Source organism: Haloferax marinisediminis, from assembly GCF_009674585.1.
Taxonomy (GTDB): domain Archaea; phylum Halobacteriota; class Halobacteria; order Halobacteriales; family Haloferacaceae; genus Haloferax; species Haloferax marinisediminis.
In genome coordinates, this window is the sequence record NZ_WKJP01000001.1 from 645499 (window position 1) to 666292 (window position 20794).

Sequence of the window (20794 nt, forward strand, 5' to 3'; positions counted from 1 at the left end):
GCGGTTTCGACTCAGTCGAGTGAATCGGTACTGACGAGATAGACACCGACTGCGAGGACGACTCCACCGACGACGAATCCAGCGTCCACCTGTTCTCCGAGGAACGCCACACCGAGGAGCGTGCCAACGACCGGTTGGGCGAAAAAGAAAACAGCGACGTGGGTCGCGTCGGTGTACTCCATCCCCTTGTACCAGAAGTACCATGCTGTCGCCGTGCTGGCCAACCCGAGGTACAAGACGGCAGCGACGACGGATGTCGTGACGTCGACCGCCAGGAGCGAGACGTCGCGGGCGGCGAGTTCGAACGGAACGAACAGACCGAACAGCGGTACTGAGAGAATAGTGGCGTACGTGACGGCTTCGAGCGCGGAGTAGCGTCGAATGACGGGTTTTCCGTAGACGGTGAAGCCCGCGAAGAAGAACGACGAGAGGACGAGCATCGCGATGCCGACGGGGTCGATGTTCGTTGCAATCGTGTCGAGACTTCGTTCGGCGAGGACGCCGAACGTTCCGAAAACGGCCAGAGAACTCCCCACGAGCGCGCGCCGACTCAGCTGTTCGTCGAGTGCTACGACACCGAGTCCAAGGATGAACACGGGCGTCAGAACCGTGAGGACCGACCCCTGACTGGCGTTGGTGAGGTCCGTCCCGACGAACTGCGTGGTGAGCGCGGCCGTCAACCAGACCGCGAGTCCGCCGAACCGTCGCCACTCTTCGCGGGCGAACGTCCGCCGGGGTGTCGTCGTGGCGACGACCACACCGAGTGCCGCCGCACCCAAAACGATTCGCAAGAATGCGAGCGTGAGCGGCGGAATCGCGTCGAATCCCCACTTACTCACGACGTACATCCCACCCCAGAGCGCCGACGCGAGGAGTGGGGCGAAGCCAAACAGGGTGGTTCGGTTCATCGAGGGAGAGGAGAGAGAGCGGAAAGTTAGGGCGCGACGCCGACGGTGAGCAGTGTTCCGAAGGTCCGGTAGCGGTCGACCATGTCCTCACGGGTCTCCCAACTGTCCGTCGGGAACTCGTCTGCGGGTGGAATCTCGATGTCCATGTCTGCAATCGAATCCTGTTCGGCGACGTAGAGCCCTGCGTCGCGGAACGCGTCGCGGTACTCTTCGTGGGACCAGCGCGTCATCTCGATCGAGATGTTGTCCTGCCAGTGGTGCGAGTGGACGTTCTCTTCGTAGTAGTTGACCGCGCAGTAGAACGTGCCACCGGGTTTGAGGATGCGAGCGACCTCTTCGAGCGTGTGGTGTGGGTCGGGTGCGTAGTAGAACGCCTCCATCGTCCAGACGTGGTCGACGCTGTCGTCGGCAAACGGCAGGTCGTCGAAGTCGCCGACGAGGAACTCGATATCCTCGGTGTCGGTGTACTCGCGGGCGTTTCGAATCATCTCGGGCGACCCGTCGAGGCCAAACCCGTGGCCGATTCCTTTCGTGTCGTAGAGGGCGCGGAGGGCGTACCCGCTCCCGGTTCCGAGGTCGACGACGGTGTCGCCTTCTTCGACTGGCATCCGCGCGAGGGCGTGCTTCGCGGTGTGCCAGTGTCGGTCTTCCATGCCTTTGTCGCGGCCGTCTGCCGCCCAGGCGTCGAACTCGTCGCGTACGCTCATATCTCCACGTGGAGGTACAGGGTCAAAATCAGTTCGAAGCGTGGTCGCCCGACAGCGATTCCAACAGGCGCGTCATTTAATTGCCGCCGCCGCTACGACCGGAGTATGGTCGGAGTACGCCGTCGATTCGCGCTCGCCGACACGGCACAACAGGTCGTCGGCGGGTTCCTCCTCGCGGGGCCGTTCGTCGTCACCGAAGAGGTGTGGGTCCTCGCGCGGAGTATGTCGGCACTTCAGGGGTTCCTCACACTCGTCATCGTCCTCACAGTGGGGTACGGAACCCTCTACAAGGCGGACAACCGCGACCCCGACAAGGAGAAAGAAGTCGGTGGCATCCCGATTCGGTTCATCTCACTCATCACCGTCTCGTATCTCTCGGTGTTCATCCTCGCCCTCGCGTTCGACGCGCCGGGAACGTTCCTCTCGGACGTCTCGGGGACCGTCGTGTTCGACTCGTACGGCCTCGAACTCGACCTCGCAGTCCTCGGCATCACGCTCAAAGCGACGAGCGTCGGCGCGGTGTTCAGCGTCATCGGCGCGGCGACGGCCGACACGCTGTTCTGAAGACAGACTGAACCACACTGTGCTGAAGACGGACAGAACCACGCCGTGCTGAAAACGAACAGGACCACACCCTGCTGACCACTTTACTGCCACTGCATCGTTCTGACTGCCTCGCCGGCCTGTGATTCTCTCTCGAATGAGGCGAAATGGCATGAAGGATTAAGTCCGCTGAGTATCTGCTTGCAGTATGGATTACGAGCTCGCCATCGAAGAGACGCCCGAGACGATTCCGGGCGGCACAGGAATCTTGCTCCTCCATCCGAGTATCGGCGAGACTGACCGCATCGACACTGACTTCTTCAAGGTCGACACCGACCACTTCCTGGTCATCTCGACGCGGACGACCGCGCGGGAAGTCGAACAGAAGTTAGAGTACTACGAAGTCGACGAGTCTCGCGCAACCATCCTCGATACACTCTCTATCGAACGCGGCTACTCCCGCCGGAGTGCCGACAACATCTACTACGTCGCCTCCCCGGACGACTTAGACGCGATCGTCGAGAAGACGCGGCAGTTCTTAGAGCGACACGACGGAAAACTCCGACTCAGCATCGACTCGGTGACCGAGATGGCCTACTACGCGGACGTCGACCGTGCCTTCGAAGCGACGAAACAGATTCTCGAACTGCTCGAAGAGTACGACGCAGTCGGTCTGTTCCATCTCTCGAAAGAAGTCCACAACGAAGAGACACTCCAACGCTTCCGCGAACTGTTCGACGGCGTCGTGGATCTCGACGAAGACGGAACCGTGTCGACGGAGTTCTAACACACGACCCCGTCGCTTTGACCGGCGTTTATTCGGGTGAATCGCGTTTCTCGCCAGCCTCTGCTAACTGCTCGAACGTCTTTTGCGCCCACCGGACCGCGTAGGTCGGCCCGTGGTCGAGGTACGCCGACGTGTCCAGCGCCGCGAACGGCGCGGGGAGGTCACGGCCGTGTTTGATGGCTGAACACGCGAACTCGGTCGCCTCGGCGAACGACAGTCGACCCATCGCCACGAGTCGCGGGAGGTTGGCGAGTCTGTCGTCGAGTCGCTCGCCAGCATCGACCCACGCGTCGGAGAGGCGGTCGTGTCGGCCGTCCCACGAGGCGAACTCCTCGCGCGTCTGGAGACCGACCCATCCTTCGTAGAGGGCGGCGGCGACCTGATACACCTCGTTCGGGCCGAGTGGTATCGCGTCCGCGAGGTCACGATAGTGCTCGCCGAAGAACGGCAGGAAGTGTTCGGGGATGTCGTCGGTGCCGGCCTGTACGAGCGCCTCGGCGATGAGGAAGTCGAGGAAGTCCTCTGGCGTCCCTTTCGCCCGGTACTTCACGAGAACGGTCGGTGGCGTGGTCTGTCGAGTCCACGTCACAGTCCCGTCGCCGGGCATGCCGATAGTGAAGTCAGACGAGGCGTACCGCCGAAGTGCCTGTGGAGCATCGGCTGGTAGCCACTCTGTGGGGTAGGCCGCCGGCGAGAGCGAGTCGGCTACGAGGCCGAGGTTCTCGGCCGCCTCTGGGGGGATGGTGTCGAAATCCCCGGCCACGTCGACGACGAGCGCATCTGGTGCGTACTCGTCGCGAACCGATTCGAGGTCCGGCGGCAGCGTGCGTGGTTCGAACATCTCCTCAGGCGAGGCTCATACCGACGAAGATGACGGCCAGCAAAGCCGACACACCGATGGTACCGAGCACGATTTTCGTCGCTTGGCTCATAGTGGCACGATTACTGCCCCGGCGCTTAAACCCTTACAGTCTGTCGTCCGGCGAATCTCCACCCGAAACGAAGGGGTTCGGGGACAGTCACCACGGGCGCGCTTCACACGTTTCGGAGCGCTAACAAAACTGTTCGACCGACGTCGACTCGTCAGGGGACGAGTTGTTCGCCGTCGTCGTCGATGATGCGGATGGCTTCGACGGGGCAGACCCGTGCGGCGAACTTCGCGTCGAACTCCTCGTCTTCCGGGATTTCGAGGACGAACACGCCGTCGTCGGTCTCTTCTGCGCCTTCGAGGTCGGCTTTCCCATCGTCGAGGTTCTTCTGGAACGTGTCCCATTCGTCGACACACTGGAAGATTCCGATGCAGGTGTCACGGTCGTACTCGACTCTCATACCGGCACCTTCCGTCGGGCCGTACATATCCCTGCCGACCCGATGGCTTAAACCGAAAGACGGCCCAAGAGGGAAGCAATGCGAACAGCGGACCTGACGGGCCTGCCGACGGGAGTTCCCGAGGCCCTCCACGACGAGGGCATCGAGGAACTGTACCCACCGCAGGCCGAGGCCGTCGAGGCTGGCCTGACCGACGGCGAGAGCCTCGTCGCTGCCGTTCCGACGGCGAGCGGAAAGACACTCATCGCCGAACTCGCGATGCTGTCGAGCGTCGCACGCGGCGGGAAAGCACTCTACATCGTCCCACTCAGAGCGCTCGCCTCCGAGAAGAAAGCCGAGTTCGAACGCTGGGAAGAGTACGGCATCGACGTGGGTGCTGCCGGTAGCGATTTTAGTTCAGATAGTGGGTGGCTCTCATCGCGCGACATCATTGTCGCCACCTCAGAGAAGGTGGACTCACTCATCCGAAACAACGCGGCGTGGATGGACCAGTTGACCTGCGTCGTCTCCGACGAAGTCCACCTCGTCAACGACCGACACCGTGGGCCGACGCTCGAAGTCACACTGGCGAAACTCCGGCGACTCAACCCGAATCTGCAAGTCGTCGCACTCTCCGCCACCGTCGGCAACGCCGGCGAAGTCGCCGACTGGTTGGACGCCACACTCGTGCAGTCCGACTGGCGACCAATCGACCTCAAGATGGGCGTCCACTACGGCAACGCCATCTCGTTCGACGACGGGAGTCAGCGAGAGGTCCAAGTTGGCAAAGGTGACCGGCAAACATCAGCGCTCGTAGAAGATGTGTTGAACGACATTCCTGAGGCAACAGATAATGAACCCTTGATGAATCAATCTTCAATTACATTATTTGAGTGTCAGACACAACAGCATGTCAGAAATACTGTAGACTGGTTGAAAGGAAGAGAGTCTAGCAAACTGACCGAGGAAAAACGGAAGCAATTGGCGGAGATATGGGAGGACATCTCTAATAAAAGAAGTCAAAAAACCGATGGCGAAGACGAGGAAATTGATAAAAATGACCGGTTAGCCCGTTCTCTAGCAAGAGGTATTGGGTACTTGCACGACGGGTTGAAACAAGAAGGAGAGCTAAAAAGCCCCTCACAGAGATGGGTTGAATCGGCCATCAGTTCGGGATTGGTCAATTTTGTCTGCGTAACACCTGCGTTTCAGTCGGATATCGAATCACTAATTCAGAAATTAGATGCTGAGCGTGAAAGAAATGTATCCACAATTTCTGTTGGTGGGGCTGCCCTTGTGTTTGTTAACTCAAGACGAAACGCCGAATCGTCTGCTAAACGCTTGAAAGAAGTGACCGAAAAGTACGTTGGGGGAGAAGAAAAGAAAGAGCTCGCGAATGTTGCGGCAGAAATTCGTGATGTGTCAGACGCAGAAACAAGCGATACACTCGCTAACTGCGTGGCGAAAGGGGCTGCATTCCACCACGCTGGTCTCGCCCCAAAGCAACGAACACTCGTGGAAGACGCCTTCCGTAACCAGCTCATTAAAACAATAAGCGCCACGCCGACGCTCGCCGCCGGCGTCAACACGCCGAGTCGTCGCGTGGTCGTCCGCGACTGGCAGCGCTACGACGGCGACTACGGCGGCATGAAACCGCTCGACGTACTCGAAATCCACCAGATGATGGGCCGTGCCGGTCGACCGGGACTCGACCCCTACGGCGAAGCGGTCCTCCTCGCCAAAGACGCAGACGCCCGCGACGAACTGTTCGAGCGGTACATCTGGGCCGAGGCCGAGGACGTCCACTCGAAACTCGCGGCCGAACCCGCCCTTCGGACGCACCTGTTGGCGACCATCGCGTCCGGGTTCGCGCACACCCGCGAGGGCCTACTCGAATTCCTCGACCAGACGCTCTACGCGGCGCAGACCGACGACCCAAAGCGGTTAGAGCAGGTGACAGACCGCGTCCTCGACTACCTCGAAATCAACGGCTTCGTCGAGTTCGAAGGGGACAGTATCCAAGCGACGCCGGTCGGCCACACCGTCTCGCGCCTGTATCTCGACCCGATGAGCGCGGCCGAAATCATCGACGGCCTCGAGTGGGCCGCCAAACACCGGACGGAGAAACTCCGCGCACTGGAAGGCGAGACCACGCCCACGCAAAAACGAGAGTCCGACGCCACCGGCGGATTCCAGAAGGCCAGCGAGATGGTCACCGCCAGCAGTGGGGGCGAGAGCGACGAAGACGCCGACTTCGAGTCCGACCGAACGTACCCGACACCGCTCGGACTCTACCACCTCGTCTGCCGAACCCCGGACATGTACCAGCTGTACCTGAAGTCTGGCGACCGTGACACCTACACCGAACTCTGCTACGAGCGCGAACCCGAGTTCCTCGGTCGGGTCCCCTCGGAGTACGAGGACGTTGCCTTCGAAGACTGGCTCTCTGCGCTCAAGACGGCGCGACTCCTCGAAGACTGGGTCGGCGAAGTGGACGAAGACAGAATCACGGAACGCTACGGTGTCGGACCGGGTGACATCCGCGGCAAAGTCGAGACGGCAGAGTGGCTCTTGGGTGCGACCGAGCGCCTCGCGAGCGAACTCGACCTCGACGCCGTGTACGCGGTCCGTGAGGCCAAGAAGCGTGTCGAATACGGCGTTCGCCAAGAACTGCTCGACCTCGCTGGCGTCCGCGGCGTCGGGCGAAAACGCGCTCGGCGACTGTTCGAAGCGGGCGTCGAAACTCGTGCAGACCTCCGCGAAGCAGAGAAGTCTCGCATCCTCGCCGCACTCCGCGGCCGACGAAAGACCGCCGAGAACATCCTCGAAGCGGCGGGCCGAAAAGACCCCTCGATGGACGACATCGACGAAGCAGACGCACCGGAGGACGCCGTCCCCGACGACGCGGGATTCGAGACGGCGAAAGATCGCGCCAACCAGCAAGCAAGCCTGACTGATTTCTAATGAAAGTACTCGAAGCAGAAGCGACCGTTGCAGACCTCGACGAATTCATCGCCACCGTCGGCGACATCTCCGACGAGACGGGCGCGACGATTCAGGCGTTCGACGCCCGGTTCGTCGTCGGCCGCGACCACCTCGAACGGGCGGTCGAACTCGCCGACCGAGCAATCGCTCGCGGGAACGAAATCGCACGGGACCGCGCCGTCGAGTTCATCCTCTACGCCAGCGGCCGCCGGCAAATCAACCGCGCGTTCGAGATGGGCGTCACCGAAGGAACGCTCCCAGTCGTCATCGTCGTCGACGACGGCGACGAGAGCGCGGCTGAGACGGCACTCTTCGAACGGTTAGACCTCGAAACAGCAGAGACACTCGGCGACTACGACGAATCGCTCGTCCGCGACTTCTACGAGATCGGCGACGCCGAACTCGCCGCTGCCGACGGTGACCTCTCTGCACTCGTCAACGAGCGCGTTGCGCTCCTCACAGTAGACCGCTGAAGCGATTATAAAGGTCTCTTTCGAGCGTAATCGACCGCTGTCGTGCGATTATTCCAGTTGAAACAACCCCCTTCAGATTCCAAAATCTACCCCTTCGTTTCAACTGGAGAACAGGGGGCGACGGGTCGCCCTGTCAGGTGTAAAACACAGAGAAGTAGTCCCACCAGGATTCGAACCTGGGTCGTTGCCCCCAGAAGGCAACAGGATTGGCCACTACCCCATGGGACTTCGCATCACTTCGTAATTCGCGGGTATTTGTAAACGTTGCGTGTCGGGGTTGCCGTGTCATGCGTTCGCATTCCGACGGATGGACGTGCATAAACCACCAACTATTTGCCCTCGTTCTATCCATTGTCGTGTATGTACGTCGGACGATTCGTCGTCGTCGGTCCCGGAATCGGTGCCTATCGTGTCTCCTCTCGGTCGTTCCCGAATCGACAGGTCGTCGAGCGCGACGGAACCCTGACCGTCGGGCCGACGCCCGACGCCCCGGAGACTGACAACCCCTACATCGCCTACAACTGTGTCCGCGAAGGCGGCTCGTACGTCGTCGTCGGCAACGGGTCGCAGGTCGACCCCATCGCCGAGAAGCTCGACATGGGCTACACCCCCCGCGACGCCCTCGCGGAGATTCTCCTCGCACTCGACTACGAGAAAGACGACTACAACACGCCGCGCATCGCCGGCGTCGTCGGTGCCGACGAAGCCTACATCGGCATCGTCCGCAAAGACGCCCTCATCGTGACGGAAGTCGACGAACCGACGCTCGTCGCAACCTACGAAGAAGACGCTCCACGAGCGTTCGACCTGAGCGCCGAGAGCGCCGCTGACGCCGCCCGCGAACTCTACGACCACGAGTTCGAACACGCGGTCTGTGCCGCCGCCACGACCGTCGGCGACGACGTCGAGACGGCCTTCTACAACGGCGAGTAAGTCGAGACGGCCCACGTCGCCTCCGACCTCGGCCACCAACTTTTCACTCGTGAAACCGTAGTGTCAGCTATGCGTCTGGGCGTCATCTCGGACGTGCATGGGAACCTCCCAGCACTCGACACCGTTCTGGCGGACATGCCACCCGTCGACTGCATCGTCTGTGCCGGCGACGTCGTCGGCTACAACCCGTGGCCCGACGAGTGCGTGACAGTTCTCTCAGAACGGTCGGTCCCGACCGTCTCCGGAAATCACGACCGGGCAGTCACCGCTGGGACCGGCTTTCGGTTCAACAGTCTCGCTGCTGCAGGCGTCGACTTCGCCCGCGACGAACTCTCCCCGGCGTCGCTCGACTGGCTCGCATCGCTCCCAGCGAGACAGACCGTCGCCGATGGGCGCGTCAAACTCGTCCACGGACACCCGGACGACCCAGACCGATACACCTACCCAGACGACTTCTCACCTGCGCTCCTCTCGGACGAAGACCTCCTCGTGTTGGGCCACACCCACGTGCAAGGACACGCCGTCTACGACGACGGAATCGTATTGAATCCGGGAAGCGTCGGCCAACCCCGTGATAGCGACCCGAGAGCGGCCTACGCCGTCGTCGACCTCGACACCATGACCGTCGACGAACACCGAGTCGGCTACGACATCGACCGCGTCGCCGAGCGAGTTCGTGACGTCGGCCTTCCAGAGCGAATCGCTACCCGACTCTACGAGGGACGCTGAGCGAAACGGAGCGCGCGGGAAAAACGCAAACGAGAGAGTTCAGTTCGAGACCGGTTCGAGTTTCGCCGAGAAGTGCCGAAGTTCTTTCATCGGCGGTTCCTCGACGATTTCGAGGCCGTGGTACTCGTCGGCCGTCTCCATGACCTTCTCCGCCGTCTCGGCGATGTGTTCGAGGTGTTCGCGACTGTACGTCCGCCGCGGCAGTGCGAGGCGAACGAGGTCCGGGCGCTCAGTTCCCGGGAACGCGAATCCGCCGAGTTCGACGCCGCGGACACCGCCTTCGAGGTAGAGCGCGCAGACGAGTTCCTGTCCCGGATACTGCTCTTTCGGGATATGCGGGAACATCTCGCTCGCGTCGAGGTAGACTGCGTGCCCACCGGTCGGGAGGTAGACGGGGACTCCTGCTTCGGACAGCAAGTCACCGAGTTCGGCCACCTGTTCGACTCGGTCAGTCACGTACGGCGGCGCGACCGCTTCACGAAGGCCGACTGCCATCGCCTCGATGTCGCGACCCGAGAGCCCACCGTACGTCGGGAAGCCTTCGAAGAGAATCGCTCGCTGTTTGGCGTGTTCGAACACCGTCTCGTCGCGCATGGCGGTGAACCCGCCGATGTTGACGAGGGCGTCCTTCTTGCCGGACATCGTGATAGCGTCGGCGTGGGCGAACTGTTCGCGGGCGATTTCGGCGACACTCCAGTCTTCGTATCCGGCCTCGTGTTCCTTGATGAAGTGTGCGTTCTCTGCGAACCGGCAGGCGTCGATGACGAACAGCGCGTCGATATCGTTGGCGAACTCGGCGACAGCGCGGATGTTCGCCATCGAGACGGGTTGGCCAGCGACAGAGTTGTTCGTAATCGTCTGGACGACGACCGGAATCGCGTCTTCGCCGACCTCTTCGACGAGCGCGTATCCCGCGTCGATGTCGAAGTTCCCCTTGAACTTCTCGTTCGAGTTCGGGTCACGGGAGGCCGGAGACGGACAGTCGACGGGTTCTGCGCCCTGATTGACGACGTGTGCCCGCGTCGTGTCGAAGTGCGAGTTGTTCGGGACGACGTCGCCTTCCTCCAGGAGGACGCCGTAGAGGACGTTCTCTGCGCCACGTCCCTGATGCGTCGGGATGACGTACTCGAAGCCCATCACGTCGTGGACGGACGCGGCGAGTCTCGCGAACGACTCGCTCCCGGCGTAGGCTTCGTCACCGCGAATCATCGCGGCCCACTGCTCGGCAGACATCGTTCCCGTTCCTGAGTCCGTCAGTAAGTCGATGTAGACGTCACGAGCGTCGAGGTTGAACACGTTGTACCCTGCCCGTTCGAGGGCGGCCTCTCGCTCTTCACGAGAGGGAAGTTCGATGGGTTCGACCATCTTCGCTTTGTACGAGCGCATACTCCGAAACACACCCGCGAGTGTGAAGAATAGTACAGGCGGAAAAACGGGGGACTGCGAGCGTTTCCCGGCGTTTGTGGACGACACTGTACATCGGTGCTGTCGGTCTACTGAACACCACTCGCGAGGGTCGTGACTGGTCGAGCGCAGGACAGAAGAGATGGGTCGTCACCGACGAGAAAAGCGTCCCACTCGGGGACGAGCAGTCGGATTAGAACTCTTGTTGGATGATTTCGAGTGTGTCTTCGCGGTCGTCCCACGCGACGAAGATAGCGACGGACGTCGCCGACGTGATGACGTCGTGGATGTTGATGCCGGCGTCAGAGAGCGGTTGGACGATGTCGAGGATGACGCCCGGTCGGTTCGGCAGTTCGCCACCGGTGACGCGGATGACGGCGATGTCGTCTTCGACGGTGACAGAAGAGAGTGCCTCGTCGGCGACAACACGGTCGTGGAGGACCGCTTCGGCCTGATTGGCGGACTCTTCGAGGACGTACATCGTGATGGAGTCCATCCCCGAGGCGACCGAGTCGACGTTGATGTTCTCGTCGCGCAGCGCGACAGCGAGGTCAGCGAGGATGCCCGGTCGGTTCCGAATCGCTCGGCCCGCGACGGTGAGACAGGCCAGCGGTTCTTCTTGCATGTCGATGAGGTTGTGGAACTCACCTTCGATGAGCGTCCCACCGGTGAGGAGGTCACCGTGCTGGTAGTGGACGACACGAACGTCGAGGTCTTCGTCCTTGTACGAGAGCGCAGACGGCGCGACGACTTCGGCGCCACGGAACGAGAGGTTCCGGAGTTCGTCGACAGTGATACGGCCGACGTTTCGCGCACCTTCGACGACCCGTGGGTCGCCCGTCATGACGCCTTCCACGTCGGTCACGATGACGACTTCGTCGGCGTCCATGTACTTGCCGAGCATGACGGCGGTCGTGTCGGACCCACCGCGGCCGAGCGTCGTGACCTCGCCTTCGAGGTTCTGTGCGAGGAAGCCCGTGATGACCGGGACGACGCCATCTAACTCCTCGGCGAGTTCGGCGGCGCGTCGCTGGGTCTCTTCGACGTCGACTTCGCCGAGGTCGTTCGTGATGACCGGCCAGTCGTCTGCGCCGGGTTCGACGAACAGGGCGTCGACGCCGCGGGCCGTGAGGGCCGCCTTCAGCATCCGGACGCTCGTCCGTTCGCCCATCGAGACGATTTCTGCGCGGTCTTTGTCGTCCGCCTCGAACTTGATTTCGTCGAGGAGGTCGTCGGTCGTCGACCCCATCGCGGAGGCGACGACGGCGATTTCGTGTCCTTTCTCGACGGCCGCCGCGATGGAATCTGCGGCGCGGTTGATTCGGTCACCGCTCCCGAGAGAGGTGCCGCCGAACTTCGCGACTACGCGCATCGTTCCTCCGGATTGCTGCGCTTCGACGCTTGGTGCTCAATCATGCGAGGGGCTAACGCGGGGGGACGTATAACTATGTCCTCTTTTTCAACCGTTGCCGACATCCCGAAATCCGGGTGCGAGACGGTCCCTACCCGCTCTCTCGGTGCGGAGGTTTATCAACGAAGCAGCGGAACGTTCAAGCATGGAAGTCAGAGACGCCGTCGACTCCGACGCTGAGGCGCTCGCCGCCGTCGCCAACGCGCCGATACGAGCGATGCGTCGGTTGATACGGCATCGAACCGTTCGTGTTGCGACGGACGACACCGGTGCCGACCCACACGCGGACGCCCCGGCGGCGGACGAACCGATTCTCGGGTTCGTCGGGTTCGACGTTCGAGACGGCGTCGTCCACATCACTCGTCTCGACGGAACCGATGATGCGGCACGTCGGCTCCTCGAAGAACCACTCCGATTCGCGAGCGCAGAGGGACTCCCAGTGGAAGTTCTCGTCCTCGAATCCGAACCATCGCTCCGCGAGGCAGTGACGAGCGCCGGGTTCGAACAGGTCAGCGACGGACCGCGGTTCGACGGCTATCCGACGGTTCGGTATCGACTCTCCGACACGGTGTAACCGACCGAGGGTAAACGAGAGTTCGAGTGGAAGCGAAGGGGTTCAGTCGTCCGCAGTCGGTGCGTCAGATACGCCCTCTGAGAGGCGTGGACACACACGCTGAACTCAGGAGAACTTCCTGACCGTCATGTTCAGCGTGTCGAGGTCGACGATGGGTGCGTACCCCGAATCGGGGTCGATATTGACGGATTTCTGGAAGTCGGTCTGTGACTGCCAACAGCCGGAGTTGACCGCGAGGACGTTGTGGTACTTGCCCCACCCGAGTTTGTGGACGTGGCCGGTGTGGAAGATGTCCGGCACGTCTTCCATGACGAGGTAGTCGAGTTTTTCGGGGGCGAGACGTGTGTGACCACCGAACTGCGGGGCGACGTGGCGCTTTTTGAGTAGCTGGTACATCGCCTTGTGCGGTTCGTCGTAACTCGCTTTCTCCGCGGGGAGTTCGGCGATGACCTCGTCCAGCGAGACACCGTGGTACATGAGGATGTTGACGCCTTCGAGCGTGACCATCGATGGATTACTCGTGATTTTGGCGTCGTGGGCGGACATGATGTCGCGAAGTTCGTCGTCGAATCCCGGTTGTGGTTCCGCGAGGCGAACCGCGTCGTGGTTGCCCGGAATCATCACGATGTCGAGGTCGCCCGGAACCGACTTGAGGTGCTCCGAGAACGTCTCGTACTGGTCGTAGATGTCGATGACGTCGAGTTCTTCGTCCTGATTCGGGTAGACACCGACACCTTCGACCATGTCACCGGCGATGAGCAGATACTCGACGTGCTCTGCTTCCTCGGTGTGAAGCCAATCGGCGAACCGATTCCACGCCTCGGCCATGAACTCTTGACTGCCGACGTGGACGTCCGAGATGAGCGCCGCCTGCACGTGGCGGTCTGCAGTGTTCGGCCTGTGGCCCCGTGGAACGTCCGGGAAGTGCATCGAGTCGACGAAGAGGATACCCGCGTCGCCCGAAAGCGTCCCTTGCACCGCGATACACTCGTCTAAGAGGAGTTCGTTGACGTACGACGCGATGTCTTTGTCCTTCATCACGAGACACGGGAACGTCCCGGTCGTGTCTTCGAGTTCGACAATCCAGTGGCCACTCTTCGTCGAGCGAACGTCGTTGACGAGACCGATGAGTTCGGCATCCTCGCCACCAGACATCTTGGAGATGGCCTTCGCCGGACGGTGGTTGACGCGCCCGCGCAGCATCTTCGAGAGTTTCTCGTACCGGTCGCGGAACACCTTCACGAAGTCGTCGTACTCGCCAGTTCCGGTCGACTGGCCGGTCATGTCGTTCGCGATTTCGAGCGACCGAAGAGTGGGGTCTGTCGTTCGCCCACCTGCCGAGACCTTCGCTTCGTTTGGAGTCGATTTACCAACAGGTTCGGACCCCTCTCCCGATGTTGCAGCGGAAACAGAGGGGTCTGTCGCAGCGGCAGCACTCGGGGCCGCAGTTCCCGGAGGGTCCGCGGCGGGTGCAGACGCGAGCACCTCGCGGACGTGGTCAGCAGTGATACGAAGCGCGTCGTCCGGGACCGAGTCGACGACCTGGGCGAGTGTCACACCCGGGTCGTCCGACCCAGCGATGAGCGTCACGGCCTCGCGTTCGGCGTTGTAGCCGCGACTGACGAGTGCCCGGACGATGCGCGCCGGCGTCTCCAGTGGCACACGCCGAAATCCGCGGAGCGGAGCAAAAAGGGTGCCGAAACCCAGAACGTTGAAACCCAGTCCGGGTAAATTGGAGGTGATGAGTGCCGACGACGGTCCCCCGGTCCCCGGAAAACCACGGGGTGGCCCTGACCCCGACGAAGGGTTGCTCAAACGCCTCCGAACGGCGGACGATGGCCCACTGCTGTTCATCCGTGAAGCGTTGATAAGCGCGTTCACGGTGGTAGCCGTCGGCTTCCTTCTGTTCGCCATCAGTGGCGTCTGGCCCCCGATGGTCGCCGTCGAGAGCGGAAGCATGGAACCACACATGCACAAAGGTGACCTCGTGTTCATCACCGGCCCAGACCGGTACTCCCCCGACGCGGCCATCGAAGGAACGTCCGTCGTCACCGCCGAGACCGGTGCAGCGGTCGGCTATCGGACGTTCGGTGGGAACGGAAACGTCATCGTCTACGACAACCCGGGTGTCGGCGGACCACCGATCATCCATCGCGCGATGCTCTGGGTCGAAGAGGGTGAAAACTGGTACGACAGAGCCAACCCAGCGTATGTGTCGGCCGATAGCTGTGCCGAGCTCGCCAACTGTCCAGCCGAGTACTCCGGGTTCATCACCAAGGGAGACAACAACCCGCGCTACGACCAGGTGAGTGGAATCAGCGAGCCGGTTCGACCTGAGTGGGTCCAAGGTGTCGCCCGCATCCGCATCCCGTTCCTCGGCTGGGTCCGGCTGACCCTCGCGAGCACGTTGTCGACGACGACACCAATCGGTCCGGTTCCAGTCGAGCAGGCACTGGCTCCCATGGAGCAGACACCGTCACCCTTCGAGCAGACAGTAGCACCCTTTGAGCAACCACTAGCACCCTTCGAACAGACCACGCCGCTCACCGAACCCACCAGTCCGGTACACGACGCACAGCGCTCGCTCGCGGCGTAAGGAGTCAGAAGTTTTCTCGCGAGTCGTCTCTGTCTCAGTTCAGTTGTCGAACCGCGCCTGCACGAACGGTTGCGCGCTCTCGATGTCGCCGAGGCGCGAGTCGGTGAGTAAGACGGCCTCGGTCTCGTCGATGGGGACTGAGAGACTGATCTCCTTCGTTCGGCCGTAGCGTCCTTTCGAGACGACGACAGCGTTGACGATACCGAGCATGTCGAGTTCCGAGATGAGGTCGGTCACGCGACGCTGTGTGAGTACGTCGGCGTCGATCTCCTCGCAGAGGCGCTTGTAGATGTTGAACACCTCGCCGGTGTTGATGTTGCGAACGCCGTTCTTCTCGAGGAGGATGATAGCGAAGAGGACGATTTTCGACTGCGTGGGGAGCGTCCGGACGACTTCGACGACGCGGTCGAGTTCTATCTTGTCCTGTGCCTGTCGGACGTGCGCCTCTTCGACCGTGTCGGCCTGTCCGCGCTCGGCGAGTTCACCGGCAGTCCGAAGCAAGTCGAGGGCACGGCGGGCGTCACCGTGTTCCTGTGCGGCGAACGCAGCACACAGCGGGATGACGTCGTCGGTCAACGCGCCGCCTTTGAACGCCACGTCGGCGCGGTGCTGGAGAATGTCGCGAAGTTGGTTCGCGTCGTACGGGGGGAAGACGATCTCCTCCTCACCGAGACTCGACTTGACTCGTGGGTCGAGGAAGTCAGTGAACTTCAGGTCGTTCGAGATACCCATGATGGAGATACGCGAGTTGGTGAGTTCCGAGTTCATCCGAGAGAGGTTGTAGAGCGTGTCGTCGCCCGATTTCTCGACGAGTTTGTCGATTTCGTCGAGCATGATGACGACCACCCGTTCTTTGTAGTCGACGGCGTCGAAGAACGTCGTATAGACGCGGTCGGTGGGCCACCCTGTCATCGGGACGGTCTCCATCTCGTCGGCGTCGGTCTCCAACTCTTCTGCGCGTTCGTCTATCTCCGCGATAGAGTCGTACGGCGTGTCGACGAGCGCGTTCGGGTCTTCGGTCGCTCGCGTGCGCATCTCGTCGAGTCGGTCGAGTTCGGCTTCGATGCGTTCGAAGTTCTTCTCGATGAACTTGTTCGCGAGTTGTGCGAGCACGCGATACTGCGTGTCCGTCACCTCGCAATTGATGTACTCGACTTCACACGGGACGTCGTACTTCTGGGAGGTGGACTCCAGTTCCTGACTCACGAACTTCGCGCTCGCGGTCTTTCCGGTCCCGGTCTTTCCGTAGATGAGAATGTTCGACGGCGTCTCGCCCCGAAGTGCAGAGACGAGAATCGTCGCCATCTGGTTGATTTGGTCGGTACGGTGGGGAAGTTCGTGTGGCGTGTACGAGGGGCGAAGCACCTCTTTGTTCTCGAAGATTGGTTCTCCCGCGAGAAGGTCGTCGAACAGACCCTTCGACCCCTCGTCGTCGTTCAAGACGACTTTGTCGAGTCCCACGTCGGGGTCTTTGTGCTGGTCTACGTCGTCCGGAACCTCGGTATCCGGGCCGATACTCGCCTGGATATCGATATCCTCGGCGGATACGTCGGTCGACTCCGCGTCTCCGTTACGCGCAGTGTCGTCCGCCTCTTCTCGTCGGTTACCACCTTGTGAATTTTCGTCCTCGCCCATCGTGTATACCCCTTCGTTTCAAGTGGAACGGACGCCCAAAACGGCATAGAGAGAGTACGAGGCCGGCGATATCCGGCATCTACTCGTGAAGCCACAGAAGGCGCTTCCAGATGATGCAAAGGAACCAAACGAACAGTTGGTACAAAAATCTTACTTCTCCGACTCGTCACCCCGTCGAACAGCCAAAAATCGAGGGACGGGAACGATTTCGACACGAGAAGCCGTCTGTTCTGAAATCAGGTGAATCGGGCAAATGAATCGGGCAGGTGAGTCTGAGAACACGTCACGACAGCCTGATAGAACGTCACGGCAACCCAATAGGATGCCACCAGAACCAGACAGGGTGCGCTACCACACTTGTGTGGAGACCGAGCCAACGAGACACTCAGCTGAAGAAGTCCACAGGGGAGTCAGTTGTGTTGGGGTGAGTGGTGTGTGGACCCGAAAGGGTGGGGGAGTGAACGCGACGAAGACCGAGAGTGTCGACGTCGACGCGAAACCGCGCGCACTGCGAACTCGTCGGTCGGTGACGCGTGTTCAGCGAGTTCTTCACTGAGTTTCGATCTCACGACGCCGACAGAACTGTCGTCTCGTGGTGGGGGAGTCGTCGAGTTGGAAGGTCTGTCTGGAGGCCGACGCGAAAAATTGGCGTGGCCGACCCCTCTATTTCGTGTGCAATCGGCGAAAATCGTCTATCGAATAATTCGCTGGAGAGAAGTGTTCTCTCGGTGGATTAACCCCCTCGTTTCCTGTGCAATTAAGTCCCGATTCTCCAGTTCGACGGGAAACCCTTGGTTGTCGATTGCCCCACACCCCTTCGTTTCGGGTGGAGTCGCTCGAAGGTGGACCCGGGGTCTCAGGGGTTTCTAGAAGCAGGTGGTTTTATTACACGAAATGTGCAACCATAACCGTAGTAGAGAAAAGTGCGTTATTATTGTGGGGTTGGATGCTAGAATTAACATCCGAACGCCGTCTAGCGGTTACCCCCGCCCCACCCCTTCGGCCCGTTCCACCTGAAACGAAGGGGTGGGGGTGTTGACCCCCGATTGTTTCTAGTCCATCGCCACCGACAGGATGGATCCAACTTCGCTCCACTCGCTGTGGCTCCGTCTCTCCACATCGCTTTCTTGTCGACTCCGGGTGAGATTGGCGCCCACACGAAACAGACCGGCTTCCACTCGAAGCGGAGTGGGTGTCCGGCCGGTACTCGCGTACACACCGACTAAATGCTCGATACACGTTCGATAAACGTCTGATTTTGGAGTCGCACTGCGCACGCACAGGAACAAGAATATCACCGACACCCGAATTACCGGTCTGGACACGAGCGAAGGCCTGAGCGGCACCAAAACGAGTGGTTTCGACTAGCTCGACCCGAACAAACGGGGAATTCAATTTCTGCCGTTGTATCTGAAAACTGACTAGTGTCTGACGTAGTGCTTAAGTGAGTCCGGTTGGGTGATACCTCCATACGCCCTCCACGACGAGTTCGGGAGGTGCGGGAGGCCCAGGATGGGACTGCTCACAGATCTAAGAGACAGCATCTCACGAGTCGTCGACCGGCTCTTTTCGGAGAGCGAGCCGAAGCGGATCGGTATTTATGGCCCGCCCAACGCCGGGAAGACGACTCTCGCAAATCGTATCGCCCGTGATTGGACCGGTGACGCAATCGGTCCCGAGAGCCACATCCCTCACGAGACCCGTCGCGCACGACGGAAGGAGAACGTGGAGATCGAACGGAACGGCAAGAAAGTCACCATCGACATCGTCGACACGCCGGGTGTCACGACGAAGGTCGACTACAAGGAGTTCCTCGAACACGACATGGAGAAAGACGACGCCGTCCGTCGGTCGCGCGAAGCGACCGAAGGTGTCGCCGAAGCCATGCACTGGCTCCGTGAGGACGTCGACGGCGTCATCTACGTCCTCGACAGCACGAAAGACCCAATCTCGCAGGTCAACACGATGCTCATCGGGATCATCGAGAGCCAAGACCTGCCGGTGCTCATCTTCGCCAACAAAATCGACCTCGAAGAGTCGAACGTCGAGCGTATCGCCAACGCGTACCCGCAACACGAGACGGTCGAACTCTCGGCACTCGAGGGAGAGAACATGGACGAAGTGTACGCCAAAATAGCGGAGTACTTCGCGTGATTCACCATGCCTGAAGCAACGGCGTCCGAAAACGGTTCTGGCGGGGTCCAGATAGACCTCTTCAGTGGTAACAGGATGGCAAACCTCACGAGCATGGAGAAGATTCGTCTCATCCTCGACGGCGTTCGTGATGGGAACATCGTCATCCTCGAAGAGGGGCTCTCACCCGACGAAGAGTCGAAGCTCATCGAAGTGACGATGGCTGAGATAAGCCCCGACGAGTTCAACGGCATCGAGATCGAGACGTATCCGCGCTCGCAGACCGCAGACCAGAGTTTCCTCGACCGACTCATGGGTCGGCAATCGACACAGAAACTCACGGTCATCGGTCCGGCGAACCAGATTCAAACGCTCCACAAAGACGAGAACCTCATTAGCGCGCTCGTCTCGCGGAAGTAGGGGGCTCACGAACGACCTTCACGCGCCATCCGGCGCCCACATCTATCAATGCCACATCAATGCACGACGTGCAGTAAGGTGTTCCCCGACGGTTCGAAAGAGATGCTCTCGGGGTGCCCAAACTGCGGCGGCAACAAATTCCAGTTCAAGCCCGCGTCCAGTTCCGGCGGTCCCGCCGGGACCACCGCGGGCGGCAGTGACGACACTCACACGCAGCGCGGCGCCGGAACGCGGGACTTGACGTCGTCCGCGGCCGACGCCGTCCGTGAACGGGCGGCAGCGACCGAATCCCGCCCCGACACCGGTGACGAAGAAGTAACGGTCAGCGACTGGGTGAACTCCAAGCAAGGCCCCGAGCCGGCCGCAGACGCCGGTCCCGCCGGTTCTCCAGGTGCGTCTTCGACTGACTCACCGAGTACACCCGCGAACGATTCGCCGAGTGTACCCGCAAGCGACTCACCGAGTGGCAGTTCGACGGAACCGTCGGACGACCCAACAGGCGACCCGTCGTCCCGAGGATGGGGCGAGTGGCCCAGCGCCCCCGACAAGATGGCGGAGTCTGACGCCACGACCGACACCGCTGCAGGCGAACCGACGGTGTCGGAAACGGATACGTCGAGCGACCACAGTCCTCACATTCGCGCACGGGAAACCGACGAGGACAACTCCCAGAAGAGCGCTCGAAGCGACGTCGTCACCCCAGAAGAACTCGCGGCGCTCGACGCGCAACGCCGCGACTCCGAACCGCAGACGCAACCGGGTGTGACTCCGTCGGACCGCGACGAGACGGCTGACGCACCGGACACGTCTCCACCGAGCAGTGCCTCATCCGACACGACCGCTCCAACCGACACACCGCCAGACGTCGATGGGACGGCCATCGAACCCTCCTCTGAGGAGCGACCAAACCTCGACCAACTCCGCGAGGAACTCAACGACCAGTTCGAGAGCATCAAAATCGTCAACCCCGGTCAGTACGAACTCAACTTGATGGAACTGTACGACCGAGACGAGTACATCATCTCACTTCGCGAAGACGGTCGGTACGTCATCGAAGTCCCCGACTCGTGGGGCCCCGGTTCGCGAGAAGACTGACTCGCTCACTCGCGTCCGACTCCTCTGATTACTCGCTCACTCGCGGCTGAACCCCCCAATTTCGTGTGGACCGAACGGTCCAGCCGTCTGATGGGCACAATCATTATATACAGTCACTGAGAGTATATTTGCTTGGGGAAGCGCTATGTCCAA

20 protein-coding genes and 1 tRNA gene are annotated in these 20794 nt (G+C 61.0%); 11 read left to right on the forward strand and 10 right to left on the reverse strand.

The window, feature by feature from the left end; translation table 11 throughout:
• Window positions 1–11: 11 nt before the first annotated feature.
• Window positions 12–908, reverse strand: coding sequence for a DMT family transporter (locus GJR98_RS03365; protein ID WP_151135470.1), 897 nt, complete (start codon window positions 906–908; stop codon window positions 12–14).
• Window positions 909–934: 26 nt separating this feature from the next.
• Window positions 935–1615: a class I SAM-dependent methyltransferase gene (locus GJR98_RS03370; protein ID WP_151135472.1), complete on the reverse strand. Its 681-nt coding sequence runs from the start codon at window positions 1613–1615 to the stop codon at window positions 935–937.
• 105 nt (window positions 1616–1720) lie between these two features.
• On the opposite strand from GJR98_RS03370, the gene GJR98_RS03375 reads away from it, so the two are divergent.
• Window positions 1721–2179 carry a DUF2391 family protein gene (locus tag GJR98_RS03375; RefSeq protein WP_151135474.1) on the forward strand — a complete coding sequence of 153 codons (459 nt, stop codon included), beginning with the start codon at window positions 1721–1723 and terminating at the stop codon, window positions 2177–2179.
• 187 nt (window positions 2180–2366) lie between these two features.
• A complete protein-coding gene (locus GJR98_RS03380) occupies window positions 2367–2945 on the forward strand; it encodes a DUF7090 family protein (protein ID WP_151135476.1) in 579 nt (192 codons plus the stop codon).
• Between the two features lie 28 nt (window positions 2946–2973).
• Here the strand turns inward: GJR98_RS03380 and GJR98_RS03385 are convergent, their stop codons facing one another.
• From GJR98_RS03385 to GJR98_RS03390, 3 genes are all read right to left on the reverse strand, one after another.
• On the reverse strand, window positions 2974–3786 hold the full coding sequence (locus GJR98_RS03385; RefSeq protein ID WP_151135478.1) for a DUF7089 family protein: 813 nt from the start codon (window positions 3784–3786) through the stop codon (window positions 2974–2976).
• A 4-nt stretch (window positions 3787–3790) separates the two neighbouring features.
• Complete coding sequence (locus GJR98_RS18120) at window positions 3791–3877, reverse strand: hypothetical protein (RefSeq protein WP_449271768.1); 87 nt, start codon at window positions 3875–3877, stop codon at window positions 3791–3793.
• 151 nt (window positions 3878–4028) lie between these two features.
• Window positions 4029–4274, reverse strand: a complete 246-nt coding sequence (locus tag GJR98_RS03390; RefSeq protein WP_151135480.1) for a ferredoxin — start codon at window positions 4272–4274, stop codon at window positions 4029–4031.
• A 78-nt stretch (window positions 4275–4352) separates the two neighbouring features.
• On the opposite strand from GJR98_RS03390, the gene GJR98_RS17605 reads away from it, so the two are divergent.
• The gene (locus GJR98_RS17605; RefSeq protein WP_225316357.1) at window positions 4353–7217 is read left to right on the forward strand and encodes a DEAD/DEAH box helicase; all 2865 of its coding nucleotides are present in this window, start codon (window positions 4353–4355) and stop codon (window positions 7215–7217) included.
• Window positions 7217–7711: a KEOPS complex subunit Cgi121 gene (cgi121, locus tag GJR98_RS03405; RefSeq protein WP_151135482.1), complete on the forward strand. Its 495-nt coding sequence runs from the start codon at window positions 7217–7219 to the stop codon at window positions 7709–7711. Before GJR98_RS17605 ends, cgi121 begins: the two co-directional genes overlap by 1 nt.
• 155 nt (window positions 7712–7866) lie before the next feature.
• Here cgi121 and GJR98_RS03410 read toward each other — a convergent pair.
• A tRNA-Gln gene (locus GJR98_RS03410) sits at window positions 7867–7939 on the reverse strand.
• Window positions 7940–8071: 132 nt separating this feature from the next.
• On the opposite strand from GJR98_RS03410, the gene GJR98_RS03415 reads away from it, so the two are divergent.
• Window positions 8072–8644 carry an IMP cyclohydrolase gene (locus GJR98_RS03415; protein ID WP_151135484.1) on the forward strand — a complete coding sequence of 191 codons (573 nt, stop codon included), beginning with the start codon at window positions 8072–8074 and terminating at the stop codon, window positions 8642–8644.
• Between the two features lie 69 nt (window positions 8645–8713).
• Window positions 8714–9373, forward strand: a complete 660-nt coding sequence (locus tag GJR98_RS03420) for a metallophosphoesterase family protein (RefSeq protein ID WP_151135486.1) — start codon at window positions 8714–8716, stop codon at window positions 9371–9373.
• 39 nt (window positions 9374–9412) lie between these two features.
• On the opposite strand, the gene GJR98_RS03425 is transcribed toward GJR98_RS03420, so the two are convergent.
• Together GJR98_RS03425 and GJR98_RS03430 are read right to left on the reverse strand one after the other, a co-directional pair.
• Window positions 9413–10759 carry a tryptophanase gene (locus tag GJR98_RS03425; protein WP_151135488.1) on the reverse strand — a complete coding sequence of 449 codons (1347 nt, stop codon included), beginning with the start codon at window positions 10757–10759 and terminating at the stop codon, window positions 9413–9415.
• Between the two features lie 211 nt (window positions 10760–10970).
• Window positions 10971–12149, reverse strand: a complete 1179-nt coding sequence (locus GJR98_RS03430) for an aspartate kinase (protein ID WP_151135490.1) — start codon at window positions 12147–12149, stop codon at window positions 10971–10973.
• Window positions 12150–12333: 184 nt separating this feature from the next.
• Between GJR98_RS03430 and GJR98_RS03435 the strand changes: the two genes are divergently transcribed.
• Window positions 12334–12762, forward strand: a complete 429-nt coding sequence (locus tag GJR98_RS03435) for a hypothetical protein (RefSeq protein ID WP_151135492.1) — start codon at window positions 12334–12336, stop codon at window positions 12760–12762.
• A gap of 105 nt (window positions 12763–12867) precedes the next feature.
• On the opposite strand, the gene GJR98_RS03440 is transcribed toward GJR98_RS03435, so the two are convergent.
• Window positions 12868–14424 (reverse strand): DNA-directed DNA polymerase II small subunit, encoded by a 1557-nt coding sequence (locus GJR98_RS03440; protein WP_151135494.1) that lies wholly within the window; start codon window positions 14422–14424, stop codon window positions 12868–12870.
• Window positions 14425–14569: 145 nt separating this feature from the next.
• Between GJR98_RS03440 and GJR98_RS03445 the strand changes: the two genes are divergently transcribed.
• Entirely contained in the window at window positions 14570–15358 is a 789-nt protein-coding gene (locus GJR98_RS03445) for a S26 family signal peptidase (RefSeq protein ID WP_225316410.1), read from the forward strand.
• 39 nt (window positions 15359–15397) lie between these two features.
• On the opposite strand, the gene GJR98_RS03450 is transcribed toward GJR98_RS03445, so the two are convergent.
• Window positions 15398–16993, reverse strand: coding sequence for a Cdc6/Cdc18 family protein (locus GJR98_RS03450; protein ID WP_151135496.1), 1596 nt, complete (start codon window positions 16991–16993; stop codon window positions 15398–15400).
• Window positions 16994–18505: 1512 nt separating this feature from the next.
• Here GJR98_RS03450 and GJR98_RS03455 point away from each other — a divergent pair.
• The 3 genes from GJR98_RS03455 to GJR98_RS03465 are packed head-to-tail and all read left to right on the forward strand — an operon-like array spanning window position 18506 to window position 20641.
• Complete coding sequence (locus tag GJR98_RS03455) at window positions 18506–19147, forward strand: Era-like GTP-binding protein (protein ID WP_042663592.1); 642 nt, start codon at window positions 18506–18508, stop codon at window positions 19145–19147.
• Between the two features lie 6 nt (window positions 19148–19153).
• Window positions 19154–19546 (forward strand): DUF2073 domain-containing protein, encoded by a 393-nt coding sequence (locus GJR98_RS03460; RefSeq protein ID WP_151135498.1) that lies wholly within the window; start codon window positions 19154–19156, stop codon window positions 19544–19546.
• Window positions 19547–19594: 48 nt separating this feature from the next.
• Window positions 19595–20641 carry an OapC/ArvC family zinc-ribbon domain-containing protein gene (locus tag GJR98_RS03465; protein ID WP_151135500.1) on the forward strand — a complete coding sequence of 349 codons (1047 nt, stop codon included), beginning with the start codon at window positions 19595–19597 and terminating at the stop codon, window positions 20639–20641.
• Window positions 20642–20794 lie beyond the last annotated feature (153 nt).

Bases quoted from the DNA above. Each gene is read 5' to 3' on its own strand.
- GJR98_RS03385 (WP_151135478.1), bottom strand. From the start codon at position 3,786: ATGTTCGAACCACGCACGCTGCCGCCGGACCTCGAATCGGTTCGCGAC.
- cgi121 (WP_151135482.1), top strand. From the start codon at position 7,217: ATGAAAGTACTCGAAGCAGAAGCGACCGTTGCAGACCTCGACGAATTC.
- GJR98_RS03380 (WP_151135476.1), top strand. From the start codon at position 2,367: ATGGATTACGAGCTCGCCATCGAAGAGACGCCCGAGACGATTCCGGGC.
- GJR98_RS17605 (WP_225316357.1), top strand. From the start codon at position 4,353: ATGCGAACAGCGGACCTGACGGGCCTGCCGACGGGAGTTCCCGAGGCC.
- GJR98_RS18120 (WP_449271768.1), bottom strand. From the start codon at position 3,877: ATGAGCCAAGCGACGAAAATCGTGCTCGGTACCATCGGTGTGTCGGCT.
- GJR98_RS03450 (WP_151135496.1), bottom strand. From the start codon at position 16,993: ATGGGCGAGGACGAAAATTCACAAGGTGGTAACCGACGAGAAGAGGCG.
- GJR98_RS03455 (WP_042663592.1), top strand. From the start codon at position 18,506: ATGGGACTGCTCACAGATCTAAGAGACAGCATCTCACGAGTCGTCGAC.
- GJR98_RS03375 (WP_151135474.1), top strand. From the start codon at position 1,721: ATGGTCGGAGTACGCCGTCGATTCGCGCTCGCCGACACGGCACAACAG.
- GJR98_RS03435 (WP_151135492.1), top strand. From the start codon at position 12,334: ATGGAAGTCAGAGACGCCGTCGACTCCGACGCTGAGGCGCTCGCCGCC.
- GJR98_RS03370 (WP_151135472.1), bottom strand. From the start codon at position 1,615: ATGAGCGTACGCGACGAGTTCGACGCCTGGGCGGCAGACGGCCGCGAC.
- GJR98_RS03465 (WP_151135500.1), top strand. From the start codon at position 19,595: ATGCCACATCAATGCACGACGTGCAGTAAGGTGTTCCCCGACGGTTCG.
- GJR98_RS03420 (WP_151135486.1), top strand. From the start codon at position 8,714: ATGCGTCTGGGCGTCATCTCGGACGTGCATGGGAACCTCCCAGCACTC.
- GJR98_RS03460 (WP_151135498.1), top strand. From the start codon at position 19,154: ATGCCTGAAGCAACGGCGTCCGAAAACGGTTCTGGCGGGGTCCAGATA.
- GJR98_RS03365 (WP_151135470.1), bottom strand. From the start codon at position 908: ATGAACCGAACCACCCTGTTTGGCTTCGCCCCACTCCTCGCGTCGGCG.
- GJR98_RS03425 (WP_151135488.1), bottom strand. From the start codon at position 10,759: ATGCGCTCGTACAAAGCGAAGATGGTCGAACCCATCGAACTTCCCTCT.
- GJR98_RS03390 (WP_151135480.1), bottom strand. From the start codon at position 4,274: ATGAGAGTCGAGTACGACCGTGACACCTGCATCGGAATCTTCCAGTGT.
- GJR98_RS03415 (WP_151135484.1), top strand. From the start codon at position 8,072: ATGTACGTCGGACGATTCGTCGTCGTCGGTCCCGGAATCGGTGCCTAT.
- GJR98_RS03430 (WP_151135490.1), bottom strand. From the start codon at position 12,149: ATGCGCGTAGTCGCGAAGTTCGGCGGCACCTCTCTCGGGAGCGGTGAC.